Below are 20,656 nucleotides of genomic sequence, written 5' to 3' on the forward strand. Positions count from 1 at the left end.
CGCCGGAATCGTGAACGCGACGCCGAGCCCCTGGCCGAGGCGGATGAGAAGAATCGCGGTGTAGCTGTCGACCAGCGAGTACGCGAAGTTCGCCACGGTGAGCACGAGCAGTCCGACGACGACGAATACCCGCCGCTTGCCCGTTCGGTCGGAGAGTTTCCCGACGAACGGCTGGAGAGCGCTGTTGAAGAACCCGTACGCCGAGAGGATGATTCCGGTGATGAGCGCCGGCGCGAGGCCGAACGTCCCGCCGCTGACGACGCCGCTCGTGATGTACAGCGGCAGGACGACGATGAGAAACGAGTTTCCCAGCGAGTCGGCCATCCGGGCGACTCCGAGCGCGAGGATGCGCCGGTCGATGTCGGCGATGCCCACTACGGGGAACCTCCGCCGCGGTCCGAACGCGAGTCGTAGATATCGTTCTCTGTCATGATCGATCTGACTGACTGCTCAGTCAGTACTCGGTCGTTCCTACCTTCGCCTCGCGTAAAATGCTGTTGCGTGCGGCAACCCGCACCTCGGTCGAAAGAGACCGCGTTCGCGGACGGCCGTCCGCCCCGGAAGCGATAGCGGTTTGGTCGGAGGGTGACGAGATGTAGCCGTGCCCGTCTCTCACGTTCCGCCCGCGGTCCGTCGCGGCGTCCGCGACGCGACTCCCGTCGCCGTCGGCATCATCCCGTTCGGGCTGGTCACGGGCGTCGCCTCCGTCGAGGCGGGGCTCTCGCCGGTGCAGGCGGTCGGGCTCTCCTTTCTCGCCTTCGCGGGCGCCTCGCAGTTGGCCGTCGTCGACCTCTTGGGCCGAAACGCGGCGCTCGCCGTCGTCGTCCTCACGGGCGTCGTCATCAACCTCCGAATGCTGATGTTCTCCGCGTCCATCGCCCCGTACTTCCGGGCGTTCGGCGCGCGCTGGAAGACGCTCTCCTCGTACCTCCTCACCGACCAGGCCTACGCGCTCGCCGTCTCGTGGTACCGCGAGGAGGACCCGGACCCGACGGCGCGCTTCCGGTACTTCGTCGCCGCCGGGGGGTCGCTGTGGGTCGTCTGGCAGGCGTCGCTGGTCGTCGGGGTGTTCGCGGGCGCGAACGTCCCGGCGTCGTGGGGACTGGAGTTCGCCGTCCCCCTCGTGTTCCTCGGCCTCCTCGTCCCCGCCGTGTCGAATCGGCCGACCCTCGCGGCCGCAGTCGTCGGCGGCGGCGTGGCCGTCGCGGGCGACGTGGTAGCGGTGGGCGGCGGCACCGGCCTCCCGTACAACCTCTCGCTCATCGTCGGCGCCGTCGCCGGCGTCCTCGCCGGCGTCGTCGTCTCCGCGGCGGGCGACGGAGACGAGGGGAACGCGGGGTCGCCCGAGGAGGCGGAGCACTGATGCCCACCGACTACGGTCCGGTCGCCGTCTGGGGCGTCGCCGTCGTCGTCGGTCTCATCACGTTCGCCGTCCGCGGGTCGTTCGTCTATCTGTTCGGCCGCGTCGAGACGGTGCCGCCGCGGGTGACGCGTGCGCTCCGGTTCGTCCCGCCCGCGGTGTTCGCCGCCCTCGTCGTCCCCTCGCTGGTGGTCGTCGACGGCTCGGCCGACCTCGTGCCCGTCGCCGTCTCCGCCTCCGAGGGGCTCTCCGTCACCGTCGGCAACGAACGGCTCCTGGCGGGCCTCGTCGCGGCGGGCGCCGCGTGGGTCACGGAGGACGTCTTCGCCACCATCGCCGCCGGCATGCTGACGCTGTGGCTCCTTCGCTTCGTCGTCTGAGTTACGTCGGCGAAACGGAGGGGCCGGGGCGGTTACCGGCGGACGAAGAACACGGCGACGCCGACCACCAACAGCAGGATTCCCCAGAAGAGCGAACTCCCCGGGAGCACCGCGAGGAGAAGCGTAACGATACCGGACGTGATGAGAGACCAACCGAGCGTCGTCTGATAGCTCATGGAGACGTTCGAGCGCCGACGCGGTTGTGCGTTCTGCCGGTAGCTACTTACGCCGAGATTGACTCGCCGACGAGTCCCCCGCGGCGTCGACGGCGGTGGCCGGACCGCGCGGCGGGCACGTGCCACCGCCCGATGCGGCGCTACCGTACGAGGAAGGCGTCGACGCCGTCACGGGCGCGCACGAGAAGGGTGCTCCGGCGGGCGACGACGAGCGTCCGGGTCTTCGTCAGCGACGCCCCGTCCGCGCCGACCGACATCTCCGCGCGGTAGAGGCCGGGTCCGGGGACGAACTCCTCCACCGTCGCCGTCTCCCCGGACGCGAGATCAGACGACCAAGCGGCCGCGCGTTCGCCGTCCCTTCGGAGAACGATACCGGCGGTTCGCGGCCCGCCCTCGTTCCGGAACCGGAGGTCCGCGCCCGCGTCGGGCCACGCGTCGATGCGCACGCCGTCGGCGTCGACGGCGAGGGGGAGAGCAACGCTGCGGTCCTCGTCCAACCGCCCGCTCCACCGGTCGCCGGCCGCCTCGACGGTCACGCGGAGGCGTCTGAGCGGCGGGACGGTCGGGAACGTGAGGACGCTGCCGGGGGGCGGCCGGTAGCGGTAATCCAGCGCGGTCCGGCCGTCTATCTCGAAGTCGACGCGGACCTCGCGGCGTTCGGCGCCCGCGTTGGCGACGGTGACGCCGTACCCCGCCCACGCGTCCACCTCCGGCCACCGCGGATTGCCGAACGGACGAGCGTCGCCGCCGACGGAGACCGGTCCGCAGTCGGGCGCGCAACGAACGGCCTGCCGGACGCGCACGTCGCCGTCGAGTTCCACCGTCGCGTCGGCGTGGACGCCGTCCACGCGGAGTGCGCCGCGCCCCGTCACACCGTCGTCCGTCTCGGCGAACACGTCGTAGACGCCGCGCCGAGCGACCAGCCCCGGGTAGCGCCGCGTGCGGTCGGTTCCCTCCGAAGCGTACTCGGCGCTGTCGACGAAGAGCGTCTCCTCGCCCCAACTCACGACGACGGTGGCGAACCGCGTCTCGGACCCGACGTTGCGCACGACGAGACCCAACGGTCGCTCGACGTTCTCGGCGTCGTCGGCGGCGCGATAGGGCAGCGACGACGCCTCGTCGGGAACCGAGTCGACCGACCGCGTCCCGGTTCCGACCCCGGCCCCGGTCTCGGTTTGCCCCGTCGCCTCGGCCGTCGTCCGCCGCTCCGTCGACCGGTCGCCGCCGAGACCGTCGCACCCGGCGACGCCGGCGCTCCCGGTTGCTGCGAGCGCGGCGAGAACCCTGCGACGAGTTGGCACACCGGAGGTTCGGAGCGGAGCGACAAGACGCTTTCTCGGGGAACGTGCGCTCCGGCCGCGTTTCGACGAGGACTGACCGATCCACGCGGGCGGAACTGGAAGGGGCCGCCCTCTCGTCAGCCGAGACGACGCAAGCACCGCAGGTCAGAGAGCGAGGAGCGCAGCGAGGCGCAGGCGACGAGAGAGCGGGGGCTTTCGTGGTGGTGTCGACCCTCTTGTCGCGGTTTCTCGACGTAACGGTTCCATCGAAGTGCAGGCGAAGCGGATTTACGCGCACGTCGGATACCATCGGTAATGAGTCAGCCGAGCCCCGAGGTGTACGAACGGGGGAAGGGCATGGACGCCCACAACGAAGTGATGCGCGAGATTCGCTCGCGCAAGGACCGAACGTACGACCCGCACGAACCCACGCGCGTCTGGTTGGACGAGGACAACACCCCGGACGGCGTGAAGCAGTCGCTCACCATCATCCTCAACACCGGCGGTTGTCGCTGGGCGCGCGCCGGCGGATGCACGATGTGCGGCTACGTCGCCGAGTCCGTCGAAGGCGGCAGCGTCGCCCACGAGGCGCTGATGGACCAGATACAGGTGTGTCTGGACCACGAGGCGGAGGAGTCCGACGAGACGGCCGACCTCATCAAGATATACACCTCCGGGAGCTTCCTCGACGAGCGAGAGGTCGGCGCGGAGACGCGCCGCGCCATCGCCGAGACGTTCGGCGACCGCGAGCGAATCGTCGTCGAGTCGCTGCCCGACTTCGTCGAACGCGAGCGACTGGAGGATTTCACCTCCCAGGGGCTCGAAACCGACGTGGCCGTCGGACTGGAGACGGCGACCGACCGCGTGCGACACGACTGCGTGAACAAGTACTTCGACTTCGCCGACTTCGAGGAGGCCTGCGCGGAGGCGGGCGCCGTCGGCGCGGGCGTGAAGGCGTACCTCCTGATGAAGCCGCCGTTCCTCTCGGAGTCCGAGGCCGTCGAGGACATGAGATCCTCCATCCGCCGGTGTGCGGCGGTCGAGCACTGTCACACCGTCTCGATGAACCCGACGAACGTCCAACGCTACACGATGGTGGACGAACTCTTCTTCCAGGGTGGCTACCGTCCCCCGTGGCTCTGGTCGGTCGCGGAGGTGCTCGAATCGACCGCCGACGTGGACGCCATCGTCGTCTCCGACCCCGTCGGTCACGGCTCCGACCGCGGTGCGCACAACTGCGGCGACTGCGACGACTTGGTGCAGAAGGCCGTCAAAGACTTCGACCTGCGGCAGGACCCCGCGGTGTTCTCGCAGGTGTCCTGCGACTGTGAGGGCACGTGGGACGTCGTAACGGACGAGGAGACGTCCTACTCGATGCCGCTGGCGCGCTGAGCGTCTATTTAACCGTTAGGACGCGGAAAACCCGGTCTATACGACCCCATACGCTTTCCTAACCGTCGCTTACGCCCCGCGAAGGCTGTGGGTAGTAAGGATGGTGTCCACCCTCTCGGGAAGTAGGTGCGGCGCACGCATCGGAGGCGTTCCCGCGCGCCCGAGCGGTGTCGCACCTCACTATGACAACAACGTACAAGACGGTGTACTACGCCGACGGCTGGCTCGAAATCCGGGAGGGAGACAACCCTGACGGATGGATAGCCACGAGCGACCCGCACGCGGTCGACCCGTAACGACCTGATTCACGCCGATAGAACGGTTTGTTTCGCTCATGGGGTCGGAGACGGGCGGTCCGCGGACCGCCGGTTCGACGTCGACGGTTCAGCGGTGGCGCGACGCGTCGTCGCGGCCGCCTCACCTTTTCGGAGACTCGTGCGCTCGAGCAACCGCTTCGGATTCAGATGCCCTCGAATCCGCGGAGCACGCCCGCGCCGTCGGTGCTGGCGTTCAGGTCCGGGAGCGACGCGCGTTCGGGATGCGGCATCAGCACGCCGACGTTCTCGAACTCCCCGCGGACGCCCGCCACGTTGCCGCGCGACCCGTTCGGGTTCGCCTCGGGCGTGACGTTCCCCTCGGCGTCGCAGTAGCGAAACAGGATGCGGTCCTCCTCGACCAGCGTCTCGTATCGGTCCTCGCTCAACTCGAAGCGCCCCTCGCCGTGCGCGATGGGGAGTTCTATCACGTCGCCCTCCTCGTAGGCCGCCGTCCACGGCGTCTCGGCGTTCTCCACGCGCAGGAAGACGTGTTCGCACTGGAAGCGGGCGCTCTCGTTCGTCGTGAAGGCGCCCTCGGTGAGGCCGGACTCACAGCCGACCTGCGCGCCGTTGCAGACGCCGAGGACGGGCGTGCCCTCGGCCGCCGCATCGCGGACGTCGCCCATGATGGGCGAACGCGCGGCCATCGCGCCCGCGCGGAGGTAGTCCCCGTAGGAGAACCCGCCGGGGAGCACGATACCGGTCGCGTCCGCCGGGAGGCCGTCCTCGTGCCAGACGCGTTCGGCGTCGATTCCGAGGTGTTCGAGGGCGCGTACGGCGTCGCGGTCGCAGTTCGACCCGCCGAACTGGATCACCGCGACCGTCATCGGACTGCACCTCCGTGTGCAGTCTCGACGGGCGGGGTGAAGGCGGCGACTGTCATCGGGATCCGCCTCCGTGCGGGTCCTCGATAGTCGCCGTCGCAGGTGCGACGGCCATCTACGCCTCCGTCACGTCGACGTCGTAGTCGTGAATCGTCGGGTTGGCGAGGAGTCGCTGGGCCATCTCGTCGGCCCGGTCCTCGGCGTCCGACGCCGACGTTGCGTCGACGTCCACCTCGAACTGGTCGGCCGAGCGGAGCGCCTCCAACTCGAATCCGAGGCGTTCGAGGGCGCGCTTGGTCGTCTCGGCTTCCGGGTCGAGGACTCCCCGCTTCAGGCGGACCGTCACCGTGGCGGTGTAGGTCGTCATCGGTTCGTGGTGCGCGGTCGTGCGTAAAAGCAGTTTTGGACTGCGTTTGGTGTGCACGAACGTGCAACCCGGTCGTCGGGCGAATCCCGCGATATCGATACGTACGAATCGCTGCGCGGATGAACATCCTTTTCACCGACCGTCGTCTCCCTTCGCCGATGACTCCGCAGCACGACAGTCGGAGGTGGCACCGATGACAGAACTCACCGAAATCACGGTCATCGGAGGAGATAAGACCGGACTCATCGCCAACTTCACCACCCTGCTGTTCGAGCGCGGGATCAACGTCGAGGACCTCGACCAGGCGGTCCGCGACGGCGTCTTCCGGATGACGCTGAACGCGGACACCTCCGAGATGGTCTGCACGGAGGACACCCTCCGGGAGGCCCTCCAGGACCTCGGCGACGACCTCGGGGTCGACGTGCAGGTCCGGTTCCCCTCCGACCGGGAAACCAAGCGGATAGCCGTCCTCGCCACCCGGGAGAGCCACTGCCTCGAAGCGCTGTTCGAGGCGTGGGCGAACGACGAACTCGGCGCGGACATCTCCGTCGTCATCGGCAACCGCGACGACCTGCGGCCACTCGCCGAACACTACGACGTGCCGTTCCACGACGTCGGCGACGAGAAGGGGTCGCCCGACGAGGACGAACTGCTCGACCGTCTGAACCAGTACGACGCGGACCTCATCGTCCTCGCGCGCTACATGCGCATCCTCGGGCCGAACGTGGTGTTCCGCTACGAGGACCGCATCATCAACATCCACCCGTCGCTGCTCCCGGCGTTCCCCGGCGCGGCCGCCTACCGGCAGGCGAAAGAGGAGGGAGTCCGCATCGCGGGCGTCACCGCTCACTACGTGACGACGGACCTCGATCAGGGCCCCATCATCACCCAGCGAGCGTTCGACGTGCCCGACGACGCCTCCATCGAGGAGATAAAATCGCTCGGCCAACCGCTCGAAGCGGACGCCCTCCTCGAGGCGGTTCACCTCCACCTCGACAACGCGGTGAGCGTCCACCGCGGCCGCACCAGTCTCCGCGAGGACGCCTCGAAGTACCAACTCGGCGCGACCGAGGAAGCGATAGCGGCGAATCCGGACCGCCCCATCGACGGCCTGACCGGAGCGCTCGACGGAGCGGAGAAGGGCGAGGAGAGCGGGGAGGACGACGCGGCGGCCGGCGAGGAGACGGCGCCCGGACCGTCCGGCGACTAGCTCGTTCGGTTTCTTTTCGCGGAACTATTCGGAACCGGCGACCGGCGCGCGTCGCTACAGATTTCGCACGCGGTCGACCGCGTCCGCGACGGGCGGCGCGTCGAACCACTCCGACCCGGTGTAGACGTTCGTCCCCGCGGCGTACAGTTCCGAGACGCCGGTGACGACGGCGGCCGGAAGCGGGTCGGGCGACTCCTCGCAGAGCGACCGCCAGTCGGCGATGCCCTCCTCGCGGGCGCGTTCCTTGGCGTCGGCGACGGCGGCCACCCACTCGGGGTCGGTCTTCTTGTAGTACTGGCGGACGACCTCTTTCGACACTTCCTGCCCGTCGTAGGAAAAGCGGTTCTCGTCGAACGTGCCGACCACGTCCGCGACCTTTATCGTCCCGTCGTGGTACAGACACTCTATCTTCCCGTCCTCGTGGGCGAATCCCGCGCGCTCGGCGCGTTCGTTCAGGATGTGGTTGACGCCGAGAGCGAGTTCCTCCAACCGGTCGAGTTCGGCGCTTCCGGCTATCGACTCGGCCTCGGGACGGTCGAGATAGCGGTCCTGTTCTTCGTACTTCGTGGAGAACTCGACGACCGGTTTCGGAAGGTCGACGACGCCGTCGGGCCACACGTCGGCGTCCAGTCCGTAATCGCGCGGGGTCCCCCGACTCCGGAGGCTGGACCCGACGGGGACGGTGTTTCGGAAGACGATTTCGAGCGGAATCAGGTAGTTCTCGCCCGCCTCGGCGTGGTAGGCGTCGTAGTCGTACGCGCCGTCCTCGTACGGCAGGTCCGGCACCTGCGTGAGTTCGATGACCATCTCCGTCGGCGGCGACTCGCACTCCCCGAGGTCTTTCACTTCTCCGTCCGCTCTCACTCCGAGGTAGTGCGTCGGGATGTGATTGAGGTCCAGAAGCTCGAAGTTGAACGCGCCCATCGTGCAGAGCGACGCCCCCTTTCCGGGAACGTGGTCGGGCATCTCGCCCCAATCGAACACCGAGTACTGGTCGGTGAACACGAACCGGCCGCGTCCCGGTTCCGTCGCCGTCGGCTCCGCCTCCACGCGGAACTCCTTCACGCTGGTCATGCGAGAGGTGGGGTCGGCCTCTCACAAGAATCCTTCCACTCCCGTGCCTACTCCCGCCGATACGCCATCTGATGTAAACACGTACGTGCACCGTTAAGAGTTCTTATTGGCGAATTAATGTCAGGCGTGACGTTTTTACACTTTGACTACTATGGACAGCTATGGATGAACAGGTGGCCGAACTGGCGGAGACGCTGGTCGAGGCCGATGGGGTAACCGTGCTGACCGGTGCGGGGGCGAGCGCCGCCTCCGGCGTACCGACGTTCCGCGGCGATGGGGGAATCTGGGGATCCGAGTTCGCCGTCGAAAATTTCACGCTCGACCGCTTCGAGCGCGACCCGCGAGGGTTCTGGGAGGACCGCCTCGAACTGCACGACCGGATGTTCGGGGACGTCTCCGGACCGAACGAGGCCCACCGCGCGCTCGCGTGGCTGGAGGAACTCGGCGTCGTCGACGCCGTCGTGACGCAGAACACCGACGGGCTTCACCGCGAGGCGGGGACGCAGCGACTCGTCGAACTACACGGCGACGCATCGCGGTCGGTGTGCGTGGAGTGTGAGAACGCCGTGTCCACCGAGGACGCGCTCGCGGCGGTCCGCGCCGGCGACGCTCCGCCGTCGTGCCCCGAGTTCGGGTGCGAGGGTCACCTCAGACCGGACGTGGTCCTCTACGGAGAGGATCTCTCGGAGGCGGCCTACGGGTCGGCGCGCCGACTCGCCTGGGAGAGCGACGTGCTCCTCGTCGTCGGGTCGTCGATGACGGTCGAACCCGCGGCGTCGCTCCCCGTCGAGGCGGCCGAGCGGGGCGAACTCGCCGTCTTCGACGCCGCGGAGACGGCGAAGGACCACCTCGCGGACTACGTCGTCCGCGGCGACGCCGCGGAGACGCTCCCGGCTCTCGTCGAGGCGGTACAGGCGCAGATGCCCGGAATGGAGAAGGCGCGTTCGACCCGGGAAGCGACGCGGGTCAGATAAGAGCGTCTGAGGCGGCGAGACGGACGCGCTCAGGTTCAGATGGAGGTGTCGGTGTCGACGTCGTCGCCGCGGCGGCGCGCGCCGTTCCCGCGTCCGGTTTCTTCGCGGACGTAGACGCCGAGGTAGCCGCCGACGGCGGAGAGACCCGCCGATAACGCCACGACCAGCAGCGTCGCGAGCATCAGGAGGCCCGCGAAGAACACCGTCGCGCCGACTGCGTTCTCCACGATGGTGAAGAACCCGATGCCGCCGAAGATGAGGGCGACCAGCAGGACGACGGGAATCGCGGCGATGACTCCCGAGGCGGCGCCGACGCGGAGGCCGTCCTCGCGCGACCCGGCGTGCAGGTAGCCCGCCACTCCGCCCCCGATGACGGGCGAGAGGGGGACGAACGAGGTGACGACGCTCACCACCGCGCCGAGGAGGGCGCTGACCCAGAAGTTCATTCCGTCCTGTCCCGCAGTAACGATCGATTCATCGTGCATGGTTTCACAGACGCGCGCCGAGGAGATAAATCGCGAGCGACGGGTGCTGTCACCCGTCTGTGAACGAGGGTGAGGTCCTGAGAACGGCTGTGTCGGCCGCTCGCGTCCCCGCGGGTGACCGCTACCGCCCCACTTTTGTGCGCCGGTGCGGTGGTCGTGGGTATGGCCGACACGCCGGTACCGAGCGGGGACGAGGTCGAGTTCGACCACGTTCCCGACACCGACCAGTCGTTCGAGAACGCCTTAGCGAAGGCGCGCGCCGGCGACCGACTCGCCGTCGCCGACGGCGTCGAACTGATGACGACGGGGACGGACCGGGAGGGCATCGACCTCCGGCGCAAAGAGCAGGTGCTGGAGGCCGCGGACCGCCGCCGCGCCGAGGTGGTCGGCGACGACGTCACCTTCGTGGCGAACCTGAACAACAACGTCACGACGGCCTGCAACACGGGCTGTCTGTTCTGTAACTTCAAGAACACCGCCCACCAGTTCGAGTCCGACCACGACGAGGAGCACACCGGGTTCACGAAGACGCCCGCGGAGTCGCGCGAAATAGTCGAGGACGCCCTCGACACCGGCATCTACGAGGTGACCTCCGTCTCGGGCCTCCACCCCGCGTTCGTCCTGAACGAGGAGCACCGCGAGATTCTGGAGGGCTACGACAACCCCTACGCCGAGGTGGACTACAAACCGCCGGCGGCGTACGACAAAGACCCCGGCGCGTACGTCGACCAGATGCGCGCGATGTCCGTCGGCGGCGCGCACCTCCACTCGATGACGCCCGAGGAGGCCTACCACGCCCGCCGCGGCACCGACTGGTCCTACGAGGAGGTCTACCGGGAGCTAAAAGCGGCGGGGCTGAGTTCCGCCCCCGGAACCGCTGCGGAGATTCTCGTCCCCGAGGTGCGCGACGTCATCTGCCCGGGGAAGATTTCGACCGAGGAGTGGGTCGAGGGGATGGAGGGCGCCGTCGCCGCCGGCCTCGACGTGACCGCGACCATCATGTACGGGCACGTCGAGAACGCCGCTCACCGCGTGATGCATCTGAAGGTCATCCGGGACCTGCAGGACCGCACGGGCGGCATCACGGAGTTCGTCCCGCTCTCTTTCGTCCACCAGAACACGCCGCTGTACGAGCGCGGACTCGTCACGGAGGGCGCCTCCGACGCCGAGGACGAACTGATGATCGCCGTCGCGCGCCTGTTTCTCGACAACGTGGACAACGTGCAGTCCTCGTGGGTGAAGTACGGCAACGCGAAGGCGCTGAAACTGCTCAACTGCGGCGCCAACGACTTCATGGGCACCATCCTCTCCGAGGAGATAACGAAGCGCGCGGGCGGCGGCTACGGCGAGTACCGCTCGTTCGACGACTACGTCGACATGGTCTCGGCCATCGGCCGACCGCCGGTCGAGCGCTCGACCGACTACCGACGGATGCGATCGCTCGACGTCGACGACGGCCCGCACGGCCCGACGCTCGGCCCGCGCGCGGACGGGACGCCGATGCTCCCCGACTCGGACTCCGGGGACGGCGGCGGGAGCCCCGCTCCGGCGGACGACTGACCGCGCTCCGGTGAGCGGCGCCGGCGGGCGCAGTCTGAAGTACGCGCCGCCCCTCCTGTCTCCCCATGATGGTGACGACCCACGCGGCCGCCGCGCTCTTTCTCTTCGGCTCGCCCGCAGCGCTCCTCGCGCCGCAGTTCGCCGCGCCGGCGCTCGTCGGGGCGCTCCTCGGCGGCATCGCGCCCGACCTCGACCTGTTCGTCGGGACGCACCGCAAGACGCTGCACTTCCCCGTCTACGCGTCCCTCGCGGGCGTCCTCGTGGCCGTCGTCGCCGCCCTCGCCCCGTCGGCGGCGTCCGTCGCCGCGGCGACGTTTCTCCTCGGTGCGGGTCTGCACGCCGCCTCCGACTGGTTCGGCGCCAGCGACGAACTCCGGCCGTGGGAGCGCACGTCGCCCCGCGCGGTGTATCTGCACCCCGCGAAGCGGTGGCTGAAACCGCTCCACGTCGTCCGCTACGACGGCGCGCCGGAGGACTTCCTGCTCACTCTCGCTCTCTCGCTGCCCGTCGCGTATCTCTTCGGCGGCCCCGTTCGCGTCGTCGTCGGAGCGGGCCTCCTCGTCGCCGCGGCGTACACGTTCTTTCGCCGCCGCGTCCCCGACGTGTTCGGCGTCTGAGCGGTCGTCCGTTCAGTCCGCGGACCCCACGGCCAGCGGTCCGTCGCGGCGGGCGACGCCGCGATACCGCTCGCCGTGCACGTCGTCGGCGTCAATCGCACGTTCGACCCGGTCGGAGAGCCACGAGCGGTCGGTCTCGATGCCGTCGAAACCCTCGCGGCGGTGTCGCGCGGGGAGGTAGCGCTCGTAGACGGGCAGGCGCTCGTAGAGGGGGACGCCGCCGCCGTCCGCGATGTCGCGGAGTTCGTCCAGGGCGGGCCACGCGTAGTCCGGATTGACGTAGTCGTCGGTGACCGGGGAGACGCCGCCCAAGTCGTCGACGCCGCAGTCCAAGAGGTCGCGCGTCGGCGAGAGGTTCGGCGGGACCTGAACGGATATCTCCTCGGGGAGGGCGACGCGCGCCATGGCGGCGACGCGGCGCATCGTCTCCACCGAGGGCTGCTCGAAGTCCGACCGCTCGTTCGGGACGACGTTCTGGACGATGACCTCCTGCACGTGGTCGTACCGCTCGTGCAGTTCGCGGATGGCCAGCAGGCTCTCGGCTCTGTCGCGCCACGTCTCGCCGATGCCGACCAGGAGACCGGTCGTGAACGGGACGCCGACTTCGCCCGCCGCGCGGAGGGTGTTGAGCCGCTGACCGGGCGTCTTCCGCCGCCCGCCGGAGTGGGCTTTCACGTCCGCCGTCGTCTCCAGCATGACGCCCATGCTGGCGTTGACGGGAGCGAGGCGCTCGAACTGGGCCTCGGTGAGGTCGCCGGGGTTCGAGTGCGCCAGCAGACCCTCCTCCATCGCCATCTCGCAGCAGTCGACGAGGTACGCCAGCATGTCGTCGTATCCCCATTCGGCCAACTGGTCGTGAACCGCCGTGTAGCGCTCGTCGGGTTCGTCACCGAACGTGAACAGCGCCTCCGTGCACCCGGCGTCGGCCCCGAGCCGAAGCGTCTCGCGCACGTCCTCGGGCGACATGAGCGTCGCCTCGCCGGGCACGTCGTAGTAGGTGCAGTAGGTGCAGGTGTAGCGACAGGCCGTCGTCAGCGGGAGGAAAACGTTCCGTGAGAACGTGAGTTCGGGCGCCGCGGAGACGTCCTCGGGCGTCGCGGAGAGCAGTCGCTCGACGTCGGCGTCGTCGGGTTCGAGTTCGATGCCGTACTTCTCGGCCGCGGGAAACACGACTCCGCGTGCGCATCGGACGCACAAAAGGGTTCACTTCCGGGCAGACGCGCCGCCTCGGCGGTCGAGCGACGCGCGGGCGGCCGAACCGTGCTCGCGCTACTAACCGTCGCTTCGAGCGACGCCGACGCGCCCCTCTCGGACGGTGACCTCGAAGCCGGCGTCCGCCAGCCAATCGCACGCCCGCCCCTCGCCGTGGACGAGGACCTCCGCGAGGTCGGCGGGTTCGTCGACGTCCGTCGCCAGCCGCATCGAATCGACGACGCCCACGGAGAGACCGGCTTCGGCCGCGATTCGGCGGTGGTCGCGGTACGACGCGCCGTGGTAGTCGACCCGGAAGTCGAGATGACGGACGACGAGCGCGTTCGTGCCGCCGCCGCGACCCGGTGCGACGGCCACCTCGCCCGGCGTCTCGAACAGGCGCGACAGCGACTCGGGCGTCGCCAGCGCGAGGTCGGCCATGACGACGGCCACTGTCTCGCCCGGTTCGTCGGGGAGCGCGTCGTTCACGGCGTCCGTGAGCGGCCTGTCGTCGACGACGACGGGGACGCCGCCGAGTCCGTCGGCCGCGCCCGACGCGACCGGTGCCGTCGTCAGGAGCGTCGGCGCCCCGCCCGCGGCGCGGACGGCGTCGAGCACGTCCGCTCGCATCGCTCGCGCGAACGTTCGTCGCTCGTCGGCGTCGAGAACGTCCGCGAGGCGGCTCTTCGGGTCACGCGCCGCGTACGGGACGACGACCTGCATGGTACGAGTACATCCGCGCCGTCCGAAATAAAGAGCGGTCCGTTTCGTTTGCGAGCCGAGAGTCAGCCCAGCTTGTCGTAGCCGGTCTGCTGGGAGCGCCAGTAGAAGACGCCGCCCACCACGGCGCCGAGGGCGAGGAGCCCGCCGGCGGCGTAGATGGCCATCTGCTTCGTCTGACTCGACTGCTGCGCCTGCCGCGCCTGCGACTGGGCGTCGCCGGCCAGTTCCGTCGCGAGGCCGAAGCTGTTCCCGCTCTCGAAGGCGCTGACCGCCTTCTCGAACGTGTTCTGCGCCTCCTCTGACCCCGAGTCCGCGACGGCGGCCTGCGCCTCGTCGAGCGCGTTCCGCGCGCTCTGGCTCTCCTCGGTGAAGTGGCGCGCCGACCACGAGTCGATGGCGTTCGTCGACCCGCCGCTTCGGGTCTGTTCGAGGCTCAGCACCGTGAACGACTGGGCGGGGTCGTAGGCGTACGACTCCACCTCGGGCGCGGTGCCCGAGACGCTGACTTCGACCTCGCTCGTGCCGTCGTCGGCGACGACGCTCGCACCGCTGAAGTTCTGCCCGTCGAAGGACTCCTGTCCGACCTTCGCACCGGTCTGGTCGTAGTAGGTGACGGTCCACGTCACGTCCTCCAACTCGGTCGAACCGGCGAGCGTCCACGACTCCAACTGCGGGTTCTTGTACAGTTCGTCCAGCGTCACCGACGCGGTGACCTTCGAGCCGACCTGCGCGTCGCTGGGCACGTCGTTCTCGCCGACCGAGACGGCGGCCGCGGGGGCCGCCGCGGTCACGAGAACGACGAGGCAGGCCAGCGCGAGCTTAGAACAGCGACTCCAACTCGTCTTCGTCATCGTTGACTAAGTTCTCCAAGTTCTGGTCGCTCTCCTGTCTGATATCGTCGATGTTCTCCTGCGCCTCGATGGCGACCTGCTGGAGTTCCTTGATGCGGGGCACGTTCGTGATGCCCGACAGCAGGATGACCGACGCGACTTTGCCGGAGTTGCGGATGGGGTAGTCCCCGCCGCGGACCTCCATGCTGCCGGTCTGCTCTTCGATCCACTTCCGCCCGCGCTCTATTCCTTTCCGATTCAGGTGCTCCGGCGGGCCGGCCATCACCAACAGTGCGCGTTCGGTGCCCTCTATCTCGCAGGGGAGCGTGAGGCGGCCGAGCGCCGCTTTCCGGACCAGCGACGTGATGCGGTTGGTCGTGTGAGCGGTGTCTATCTGCTCGTCCTCGCCCCCGCCCGTGATGCGCGAGAGGAGACCGCCGCTCGAACTCTTCTCCTCGACGGTCTCGGAGGCGTATCCGACCGTGGAGACGCCGCCGCCGGCGAGCGTGTTGATAATCTCCGAGGAGTCGACGACGCTTTCGGCGACTTCTCCCCCCTGTTCGATCTCACCGGCCCCGAAGAGCACGCCGAAGCGCGTCACTATCTCCTCGTTAATCTCGTCGTAACCGCCCTGAACCGACTCCCCGGTCTTCCGCCAGGAGTCGTTGTCGAACACCATGAGGTTGTCCACTTCGCGGACGAACGTCTGGAACGATCGCGCGGCGTTGAGGGTGTAGATACCGCCCTCGTCGCCGCCCGGCAGGACGCCGATCCCGTAGACCGGTTCCGTGTAGATGCGCTTCAGATGCTTCGCGAGTACCGGCGCGCCACCGCTTCCGGTGCCGCCGCCGAGACCCGAAATGACGAGGAACGCGTCCACCTCGTGGACGGGGATGCTGTCGACGGCACCCTGTACCTCGTCGATGTCCTCTTCGGCGATTTCCGCGCCGAGTTCGTTGTCGGCGCCGACGCCGTGGCCCTTCACGCGAGACTGCCCGATCAGGACTCGCTGGTCCTGCGGGATGTGCTCGAGGCCCATCAGGTCGGCTTTCGCCGAATTGACGGCGACCGCGGCCCGGACGATTCCGGACCCGTGTCGCTGGTCGTACTCGACGAACTTGTCGACGATCTTTCCCCCGGCTTGCCCGAATCCGATCATTGCGAGCTTCATCGTTTCTTTAGTCCCCTCACCATTGACTGTCACCTACACGAACACGAACATAAACTTTACGCCGAACTAATATCAGTAAAATGATATAATAATTTCGAGAAACGGCAGACTACGGCCACTCGTGGCGCATACATTATGATATAAAGTTATGTAATAAAATAAAGACTGTGTATGTTATAGAACTGTTTTTGGTCGATTAACGGCCGAAAAAGAGTCGTAAATCGGTCAGTTCGGGGTCGGAACTATCGCCCGCGCCGGTCGTTGAGGTACGCTTTGAGGGTCGTCAGTTCACCGGTTCCGTAGTTGAACGCGCCGATGTCGTTGTCGTCGGTGACGTTGTCGAACTTCAGCGAGCGATACTGATCGGCCCCCATCGGGAACCCGGGAACCGACCCCGCGACGGTGAGTCCGATCTTCGCCAGGCCCATCGGGAGCGGAACTACCGTCGTCGACTGGCCGTTCGACTTGTGGATCAACTTCGCTATCTCGGCCAGCGTCATCTTGTCGGGGCCGCCGATCTCGTACACCTGTCCGACGTGCGACTCGTCCTCGACGGCGTCGCTCATCATCGGCACGAGGTCTCCGACCCAGATTGGCTGGAATCGGGTCTTACCGCCGCCGGGCAGGACGCTCACGTACGGGGGTGCGAGCATCTTCGTGAACGAGACGAACTCGCCCCCGTCGCCGAACACCACCGAGGGTCGAAACACGGTCCACTCGAGGACGGACTCGGTGACTATCTCCTCGGCCCGTCCCTTCGCGCGGATGTAGGCGGTCGGACCGTCCGGGTCGGCGCCGAGCGCACTCATGTGGACGAGATGGCCCACGTCGTGTTTCTCGGCGGCGCGCACGACGTTCTCCGTCCCCTGTCGGTGGATCTTGTCGTGCATCTCGTTGCCCCCGCTGGGTTTGAACAGCGGCGAGAGGGCGACGAGGTTGTAGACGGCGTCCATTCCCTCGAACGCCTCCGTGATGGAGTCGTACGCCGTGACGTTCCCCATCGTCTTGTTCACGCCCGACGGTAGGTCTTCGCTGCTCGGACTCCGCGAGAGTGCCGTCACCTCGTGACCCCGCGATTTTAGTTCGCGACACAGGTTCGTCCCGATAAAGCCGCTGCCGCCGACGACGAGAACTTTCATCGCCTATAGTTGTCGCCGATGCGACGTAAATGTACTCCCGGTCGCCCCCGTCGTCTTTCGGTTTCGCGTCGGATTCGAGGAGTGGGCCCGCGGGTGCTCGTGCCGCTCTCGACTCGTGCGATTTTAACCCCGCCGCCGTCCACCCCGAAGCATGCTCATCACGCTGGAGGGGTTGGACGGCAGCGGAAAAACCACCGTCTGGGAGGCGCTACAGGCCGTCTACCCGGACGCGGTCTTTACCTGCGAACCCACCGACTCGTGGTACGGCGACGCCGTCTACCGCTCGATGACCGACGAGGACGCCGACTCGTTGGCGGAACTGTTCTTGTTCACCGCGGACCACGCCGACCACCTCTCGCGGGTGGTTCGCCCCGCCCTCGCCGAGGGCGACCTCGTCATCTCCGACCGGTACTCGGACTCCCGGTTCGCGTACCAGGCGGCGTCGCTCGAAGACTCCGAACTGCGCCGACCCCTTGACTACGTCCGCGGTATCCACGCCGCGTTCTCCCGGCCGCCCGACGCGACCATCTACCTCGACGTCGACCCCGAGACGGCCGCCGCCCGCGCCGGCGCGACGAACAAATTCGAGCGCGCCTCCTATCTTCGACGGGTGAGAGAGAACTACGAGCGACTCATTGACGCCCAACCGCACCGCTTCGTCCGCGTCGACGCGACCCAACCCCCGGAGGACGTCGTCGAGATGGTCGAACGAAGCGTCGAACGACTCGTCCGAGAGGGCGACCGGACGTAACCCGCTCAGTTCTGCGTCTCCGGCAGGTCGTACTCCTCCGGCGGCGGGACGTACAGCGTATCGACGGTGAACCCGAGCGCCAGCGGCATCCCGACCATCACCGCCAGCGCCGCCACCGGATCTCCGAGGTTCGGCCCGATGCCGAGGACGCCCGTGAACACCAGCGTCGTGACGAATAGGGTGACGGGGATGAGCGTCAGCGAGTACACCACGTACCCCCACTGCGTGTTCAGTCGGATGCGGAAGAACCGGGTCATCACCGCCGCGAGGAGGGTGTGGCCGGCCAGCACCACACCGAACAGCACGAGGTTGAGGACCGAGACCATATCCGACGTAGGGCGTCTGCGAACTTTACACCCTCGGGTCGGGGCGGCCGAACGGAGCGTGAACCGCGGACGTTTATCACGGACGCCGGTGAGGTGGCCGACATGCACCGACTCATCGGCGAACGCTCCCTCGCCGACTCGTGGCTCGACGAGGCGGACGCACGCGCCGCGTTCCGCGATATGGTCCGGACGCGGCGCTTCGACGAACGCGCACTCGCGCTCCAGCGGCGCGGGTGGATGAGCGGCTACCCGCCGTTCCGCGGACAGGAGGCCTCGCAGGTGGGCGCCGCCCACGCGATGCGCGAGGACGACGTGCTCTTCCCCACGTACCGCTCGAACGCCCTCCAGATAGCCCGCGGCGTGCCGATGAGCGACGTGTTCGCCTTCCGCCGCGGTCACCCCGAGTTCACCTCCGGACACGACGTACCCGTCTTCCCGCAGGCCGTCCCCATCGCCACGCAGATTCCGCTGGCGACGGGCGCGGGGATGGCGGCGACGTACCTCGAGGACGCGCACGTGATTCTCGTCTGCTTCGGTGACGGCGCCACGTCCGAGGGGGACTTCCACGAGGGGCTGAACTTCGCGGGCGTGTTCGACGCGCCGGTGGTCTTCTTCTGTGAGAACAACGACTGGGCCATCTCGATGCGGCGGGAGCGACAGACCGCGAGCGACTCCATCGCCGTGAAGGCCGAGGCGTACGGCTTCGAGGGCGTACAGGTCGACGGCAACGACCCGTTCGCCGTCCGCGAGACGGTCACGGAGGCGCTGACGGACGCGCGCGAGGGCAGTCCCGTCCTCGTCGAGAGCCTCACCTACCGACGGGGGCCGCACACGACGGCCGACGATCCGAGCGCCTACCGCGACGACGACCCGGACCTGCCGGAGTGGCGCGTCCGCGACCCCCTCGAACGGACCGAGGAGTTCCTGCGCGAGGAGGGGACGATAGACGAGGAGTTCGTGGAGTCGACGTACGAGGCGGCCGACGAGGAACTGCGCGAGGCCGTCGAGACGGTGGAGGACCTGCCGACCCCCGACCCCGACGACGTGTTCGAGCACGCCTACGAGTCGCTCCCGCCGGACCTGGCGGCCCAGCGGGAGGGGATGCGCGACTTCCTGACCCGAAACGATCCGAACGAACTGGAGCGCTGAGGCGTCTCCGGCGGCGAAGACGCGTCCCCCGTCGCGGGCCGTCGTCAGTAGATTGTCTGGAGGCCGCCGAACATACCACCGCGGCAGTGAGGGCGGGAATCGCGCTTCGGGCTCAGTCTTCCATCGAGATGTACGTCTTCGTGTCGGTGACGCCGTCGAGGCCCTGAATCCCGCTGGAGGCCGTCCGCAGCACCTCGTACACCTCCTCGGCCACCACCTCCGCGATGATGTCGTACGCGCCCGCGACGACGTGCGCCTCCGACACCGTCTCCAACTCCCGAATCGGGGCGAGCAGCGACTCGGAGACGCCCGCTCCCGTCTTCACCATAATGTATGCGTGTACCATGGCATACAGGTGCACGGCGCGCGACATAGCGTTTGCGCCGGCCGGTTCGGCGGGGCAAGGTTATTCATCTCAGACGGCGTACCACATCCCATGCGGTTCGTTATCATTGGATCAGGACGTGTGGGGCTTCGAACGGCCCGTGTTCTCAGAGACGAAGGGCACGAAGTAACGCTCGTAGAAATCGACGACGACCGGGCCGAACGCGCCCGCGAGGCGGACTTCCAGGTCGTCGAGGGAGACGGATCTCGGGAGGAGGTGCTCGAACGGGCGGGCGTCGTCGACGCCGACGCGCTCGGCGCACTCACGAGCGACCTGAACGTGAACTTCGCGGCCTGCTCCATCGCCAAGCACCACGGGCTTCGGACGGTGCTCCGCGTCGACGAGGACTACCGCGAGGAGGTGTACCAGCAGTACGCCGACCAGGTCGACGAGGTGGTCTACCCCGAGCGACTGGGCGCCATCGGCGCGAAGAACGCCCTGCTCGGCGGGTCGGTTCGCGCCATCGCGGACATCGCGCAGAACCTGCAGGTCGTCCTCATGACCGTCACCGACGACTCCCCGATGCACGGATACTCAATCGAGGAGGTGGCGCTCCCGGGGCAGGCGCGCGTCCTCGCGTTCGGGAAGGCGGACCGGCCGATGGGCATCCCGGTGACCGACGACTCCCTTGAGACGGGCGACAGACTGGCCGTCCTCGCCGACTTCGAGGTGCTCGGGGAGGTCCGACAGTTGATCGTCGGCGAGAACAGCGTCGCCGCCGCCGCGGGGGGTGCCTGAGATGGTCACCGCCTACGTGATGGTGAAGGCGTCGACGGGCGACGTGGACGGGTTGAAACACTCGATGCTGAACCTCCACGACGGCGTCGAGAGCGTCAGCATCGTCGCCGGCGACGTCGACTTCATCGTCAAAACGAGCGTTGACGACACCGCGCAGGTCAAAGAGATAGCGGCGTCCATCCACGAGATGTCCGGCATCGAGGACACCCAGACGTACATCGCGATGGACTGAGCGCG

At 67.9% G+C, this 20,656-nt stretch carries 25 protein-coding genes; 11 read left to right on the top strand and 14 right to left on the bottom strand.

Annotated features, from left to right (window positions below):
• Nucleotides 1-324: MFS transporter (locus tag C474_RS04275; protein ID WP_394295415.1), on the bottom strand; the 324-nt coding region annotated here is incomplete at its 3' end.
• Nucleotides 325-601: 277 nt separating this feature from the next.
• Between C474_RS04275 and C474_RS04280 the strand changes: the two genes are divergently transcribed.
• Nucleotides 602-1,363, top strand: a complete 762-nt coding sequence (locus tag C474_RS04280) for an AzlC family ABC transporter permease (protein WP_008384320.1) — start codon at nt 602-604, stop codon at nt 1,361-1,363.
• Nucleotides 1,363-1,740, top strand: a complete 378-nt coding sequence (locus tag C474_RS04285; RefSeq protein ID WP_008384322.1) for an AzlD domain-containing protein — start codon at nt 1,363-1,365, stop codon at nt 1,738-1,740. Before C474_RS04280 ends, C474_RS04285 begins: the two co-directional genes overlap by 1 nt.
• 32 nt (nt 1,741-1,772) lie before the next feature.
• On the opposite strand, the gene C474_RS22505 is transcribed toward C474_RS04285, so the two are convergent.
• Nucleotides 1,773-1,916, bottom strand: a complete 144-nt coding sequence (locus C474_RS22505; RefSeq protein WP_008384323.1) for a hypothetical protein — start codon at nt 1,914-1,916, stop codon at nt 1,773-1,775.
• Between the two features lie 140 nt (nt 1,917-2,056).
• Nucleotides 2,057-3,217, bottom strand: coding sequence for a hypothetical protein (locus C474_RS04290; RefSeq protein ID WP_008384325.1), 1,161 nt, complete (start codon nt 3,215-3,217; stop codon nt 2,057-2,059).
• A gap of 294 nt (nt 3,218-3,511) precedes the next feature.
• Between C474_RS04290 and C474_RS04295 the strand changes: the two genes are divergently transcribed.
• Nucleotides 3,512-4,588, top strand: a complete 1,077-nt coding sequence (locus C474_RS04295; RefSeq protein WP_008384327.1) for an archaeosine biosynthesis radical SAM protein RaSEA — start codon at nt 3,512-3,514, stop codon at nt 4,586-4,588.
• A gap of 460 nt (nt 4,589-5,048) precedes the next feature.
• Here C474_RS04295 and purQ read toward each other — a convergent pair whose 3' ends face one another.
• Both purQ and purS read right to left on the bottom strand, forming a co-directional pair.
• The gene (purQ, locus tag C474_RS04300) at nt 5,049-5,732 is read right to left on the bottom strand and encodes a phosphoribosylformylglycinamidine synthase I (protein ID WP_008384332.1); all 684 of its coding nucleotides are present in this window, start codon (nt 5,730-5,732) and stop codon (nt 5,049-5,051) included.
• A 112-nt stretch (nt 5,733-5,844) separates the two neighbouring features.
• Nucleotides 5,845-6,096 carry a phosphoribosylformylglycinamidine synthase subunit PurS gene (gene purS, locus C474_RS04305; RefSeq protein ID WP_008384334.1) on the bottom strand — a complete coding sequence of 84 codons (252 nt, stop codon included), beginning with the start codon at nt 6,094-6,096 and terminating at the stop codon, nt 5,845-5,847.
• Between the two features lie 193 nt (nt 6,097-6,289).
• Here purS and C474_RS04310 point away from each other — a divergent pair, with 193 nt between their 5' ends.
• A complete protein-coding gene (locus tag C474_RS04310; RefSeq protein WP_008384336.1) occupies nt 6,290-7,306 on the top strand; it encodes a formyltetrahydrofolate deformylase in 1,017 nt (338 codons plus the stop codon).
• Nucleotides 7,307-7,360: 54 nt separating this feature from the next.
• On the opposite strand, the gene C474_RS04315 is transcribed toward C474_RS04310, so the two are convergent.
• Nucleotides 7,361-8,380 (bottom strand): phosphoribosylaminoimidazolesuccinocarboxamide synthase, encoded by a 1,020-nt coding sequence (locus C474_RS04315; RefSeq protein ID WP_008384338.1) that lies wholly within the window; start codon nt 8,378-8,380, stop codon nt 7,361-7,363.
• Nucleotides 8,381-8,541: 161 nt separating this feature from the next.
• Between C474_RS04315 and C474_RS04320 the strand changes: the two genes are divergently transcribed.
• The gene (locus C474_RS04320) at nt 8,542-9,354 is read left to right on the top strand and encodes a Sir2 family NAD-dependent protein deacetylase (RefSeq protein ID WP_008384341.1); all 813 of its coding nucleotides are present in this window, start codon (nt 8,542-8,544) and stop codon (nt 9,352-9,354) included.
• A gap of 35 nt (nt 9,355-9,389) precedes the next feature.
• On the opposite strand, the gene C474_RS04325 is transcribed toward C474_RS04320, so the two are convergent.
• Nucleotides 9,390-9,839: a DUF5518 domain-containing protein gene (locus C474_RS04325; RefSeq protein WP_049916712.1), complete on the bottom strand. Its 450-nt coding sequence runs from the start codon at nt 9,837-9,839 to the stop codon at nt 9,390-9,392.
• Between the two features lie 162 nt (nt 9,840-10,001).
• On the opposite strand from C474_RS04325, the gene cofH reads away from it, so the two are divergent.
• Together cofH and C474_RS04335 are read left to right on the top strand one after the other, a co-directional pair.
• Nucleotides 10,002-11,399 carry a 7,8-didemethyl-8-hydroxy-5-deazariboflavin synthase subunit CofH gene (cofH, locus tag C474_RS04330; RefSeq protein ID WP_008384344.1) on the top strand — a complete coding sequence of 466 codons (1,398 nt, stop codon included), beginning with the start codon at nt 10,002-10,004 and terminating at the stop codon, nt 11,397-11,399.
• A 65-nt stretch (nt 11,400-11,464) separates the two neighbouring features.
• On the top strand, nt 11,465-12,016 hold the full coding sequence (locus tag C474_RS04335) for a hypothetical protein (protein ID WP_008384347.1): 552 nt from the start codon (nt 11,465-11,467) through the stop codon (nt 12,014-12,016).
• Between the two features lie 12 nt (nt 12,017-12,028).
• Here the strand turns inward: C474_RS04335 and cofG are convergent, their stop codons facing one another.
• The 5 genes from cofG to C474_RS04360 all read right to left on the bottom strand — a co-directional run bounded on the left by cofG (nt 12,029) and on the right by C474_RS04360 (nt 17,070).
• Nucleotides 12,029-13,186 (bottom strand): 7,8-didemethyl-8-hydroxy-5-deazariboflavin synthase subunit CofG, encoded by a 1,158-nt coding sequence (gene cofG, locus C474_RS04340; protein WP_008384348.1) that lies wholly within the window; start codon nt 13,184-13,186, stop codon nt 12,029-12,031.
• Between the two features lie 102 nt (nt 13,187-13,288).
• Nucleotides 13,289-13,930 carry a 2-phospho-L-lactate guanylyltransferase gene (gene cofC, locus C474_RS04345; protein ID WP_008384350.1) on the bottom strand — a complete coding sequence of 214 codons (642 nt, stop codon included), beginning with the start codon at nt 13,928-13,930 and terminating at the stop codon, nt 13,289-13,291.
• Nucleotides 13,931-13,992: 62 nt separating this feature from the next.
• Nucleotides 13,993-14,781 (bottom strand): hypothetical protein, encoded by a 789-nt coding sequence (locus tag C474_RS04350; protein WP_049916713.1) that lies wholly within the window; start codon nt 14,779-14,781, stop codon nt 13,993-13,995.
• Entirely contained in the window at nt 14,750-15,931 is a 1,182-nt protein-coding gene (locus tag C474_RS04355) for a tubulin/FtsZ family protein (protein ID WP_193363645.1), read from the bottom strand. Before C474_RS04355 ends, C474_RS04350 begins: the two co-directional genes overlap by 32 nt.
• A gap of 242 nt (nt 15,932-16,173) precedes the next feature.
• Nucleotides 16,174-17,070, bottom strand: coding sequence for a complex I NDUFA9 subunit family protein (locus C474_RS04360; protein ID WP_008384357.1), 897 nt, complete (start codon nt 17,068-17,070; stop codon nt 16,174-16,176).
• Between the two features lie 151 nt (nt 17,071-17,221).
• Here C474_RS04360 and tmk point away from each other — a divergent pair, with 151 nt between their 5' ends.
• Nucleotides 17,222-17,821: a dTMP kinase gene (tmk, locus tag C474_RS04365; protein ID WP_008384359.1), complete on the top strand. Its 600-nt coding sequence runs from the start codon at nt 17,222-17,224 to the stop codon at nt 17,819-17,821.
• Between the two features lie 5 nt (nt 17,822-17,826).
• On the opposite strand, the gene C474_RS04370 is transcribed toward tmk, so the two are convergent.
• Nucleotides 17,827-18,147, bottom strand: a complete 321-nt coding sequence (locus C474_RS04370) for a hypothetical protein (RefSeq protein WP_008384361.1) — start codon at nt 18,145-18,147, stop codon at nt 17,827-17,829.
• 102 nt (nt 18,148-18,249) lie between these two features.
• Between C474_RS04370 and C474_RS04375 the strand changes: the two genes are divergently transcribed.
• Complete coding sequence (locus C474_RS04375) at nt 18,250-19,296, top strand: thiamine pyrophosphate-dependent enzyme (protein ID WP_049916714.1); 1,047 nt, start codon at nt 18,250-18,252, stop codon at nt 19,294-19,296.
• A gap of 112 nt (nt 19,297-19,408) precedes the next feature.
• Here C474_RS04375 and C474_RS04380 read toward each other — a convergent pair whose 3' ends face one another.
• Nucleotides 19,409-19,642 (bottom strand): Lrp/AsnC ligand binding domain-containing protein, encoded by a 234-nt coding sequence (locus C474_RS04380; RefSeq protein ID WP_049916715.1) that lies wholly within the window; start codon nt 19,640-19,642, stop codon nt 19,409-19,411.
• Between the two features lie 90 nt (nt 19,643-19,732).
• Between C474_RS04380 and C474_RS04385 the strand changes: the two genes are divergently transcribed.
• Both C474_RS04385 and C474_RS04390 read left to right on the top strand, forming a co-directional pair.
• On the top strand, nt 19,733-20,419 hold the full coding sequence (locus C474_RS04385) for a potassium channel family protein (RefSeq protein WP_008384366.1): 687 nt from the start codon (nt 19,733-19,735) through the stop codon (nt 20,417-20,419).
• 1 nt (nt 20,420) lies between these two features.
• Entirely contained in the window at nt 20,421-20,651 is a 231-nt protein-coding gene (locus C474_RS04390) for an Lrp/AsnC ligand binding domain-containing protein (protein WP_008384369.1), read from the top strand.
• Nucleotides 20,652-20,656 lie beyond the last annotated feature (5 nt).

Source organism: Halogeometricum pallidum JCM 14848 (genome assembly GCF_000337095.1).
Taxonomy (GTDB): Archaea; Halobacteriota; Halobacteria; order Halobacteriales; family Haloferacaceae; genus Halogeometricum; species Halogeometricum pallidum.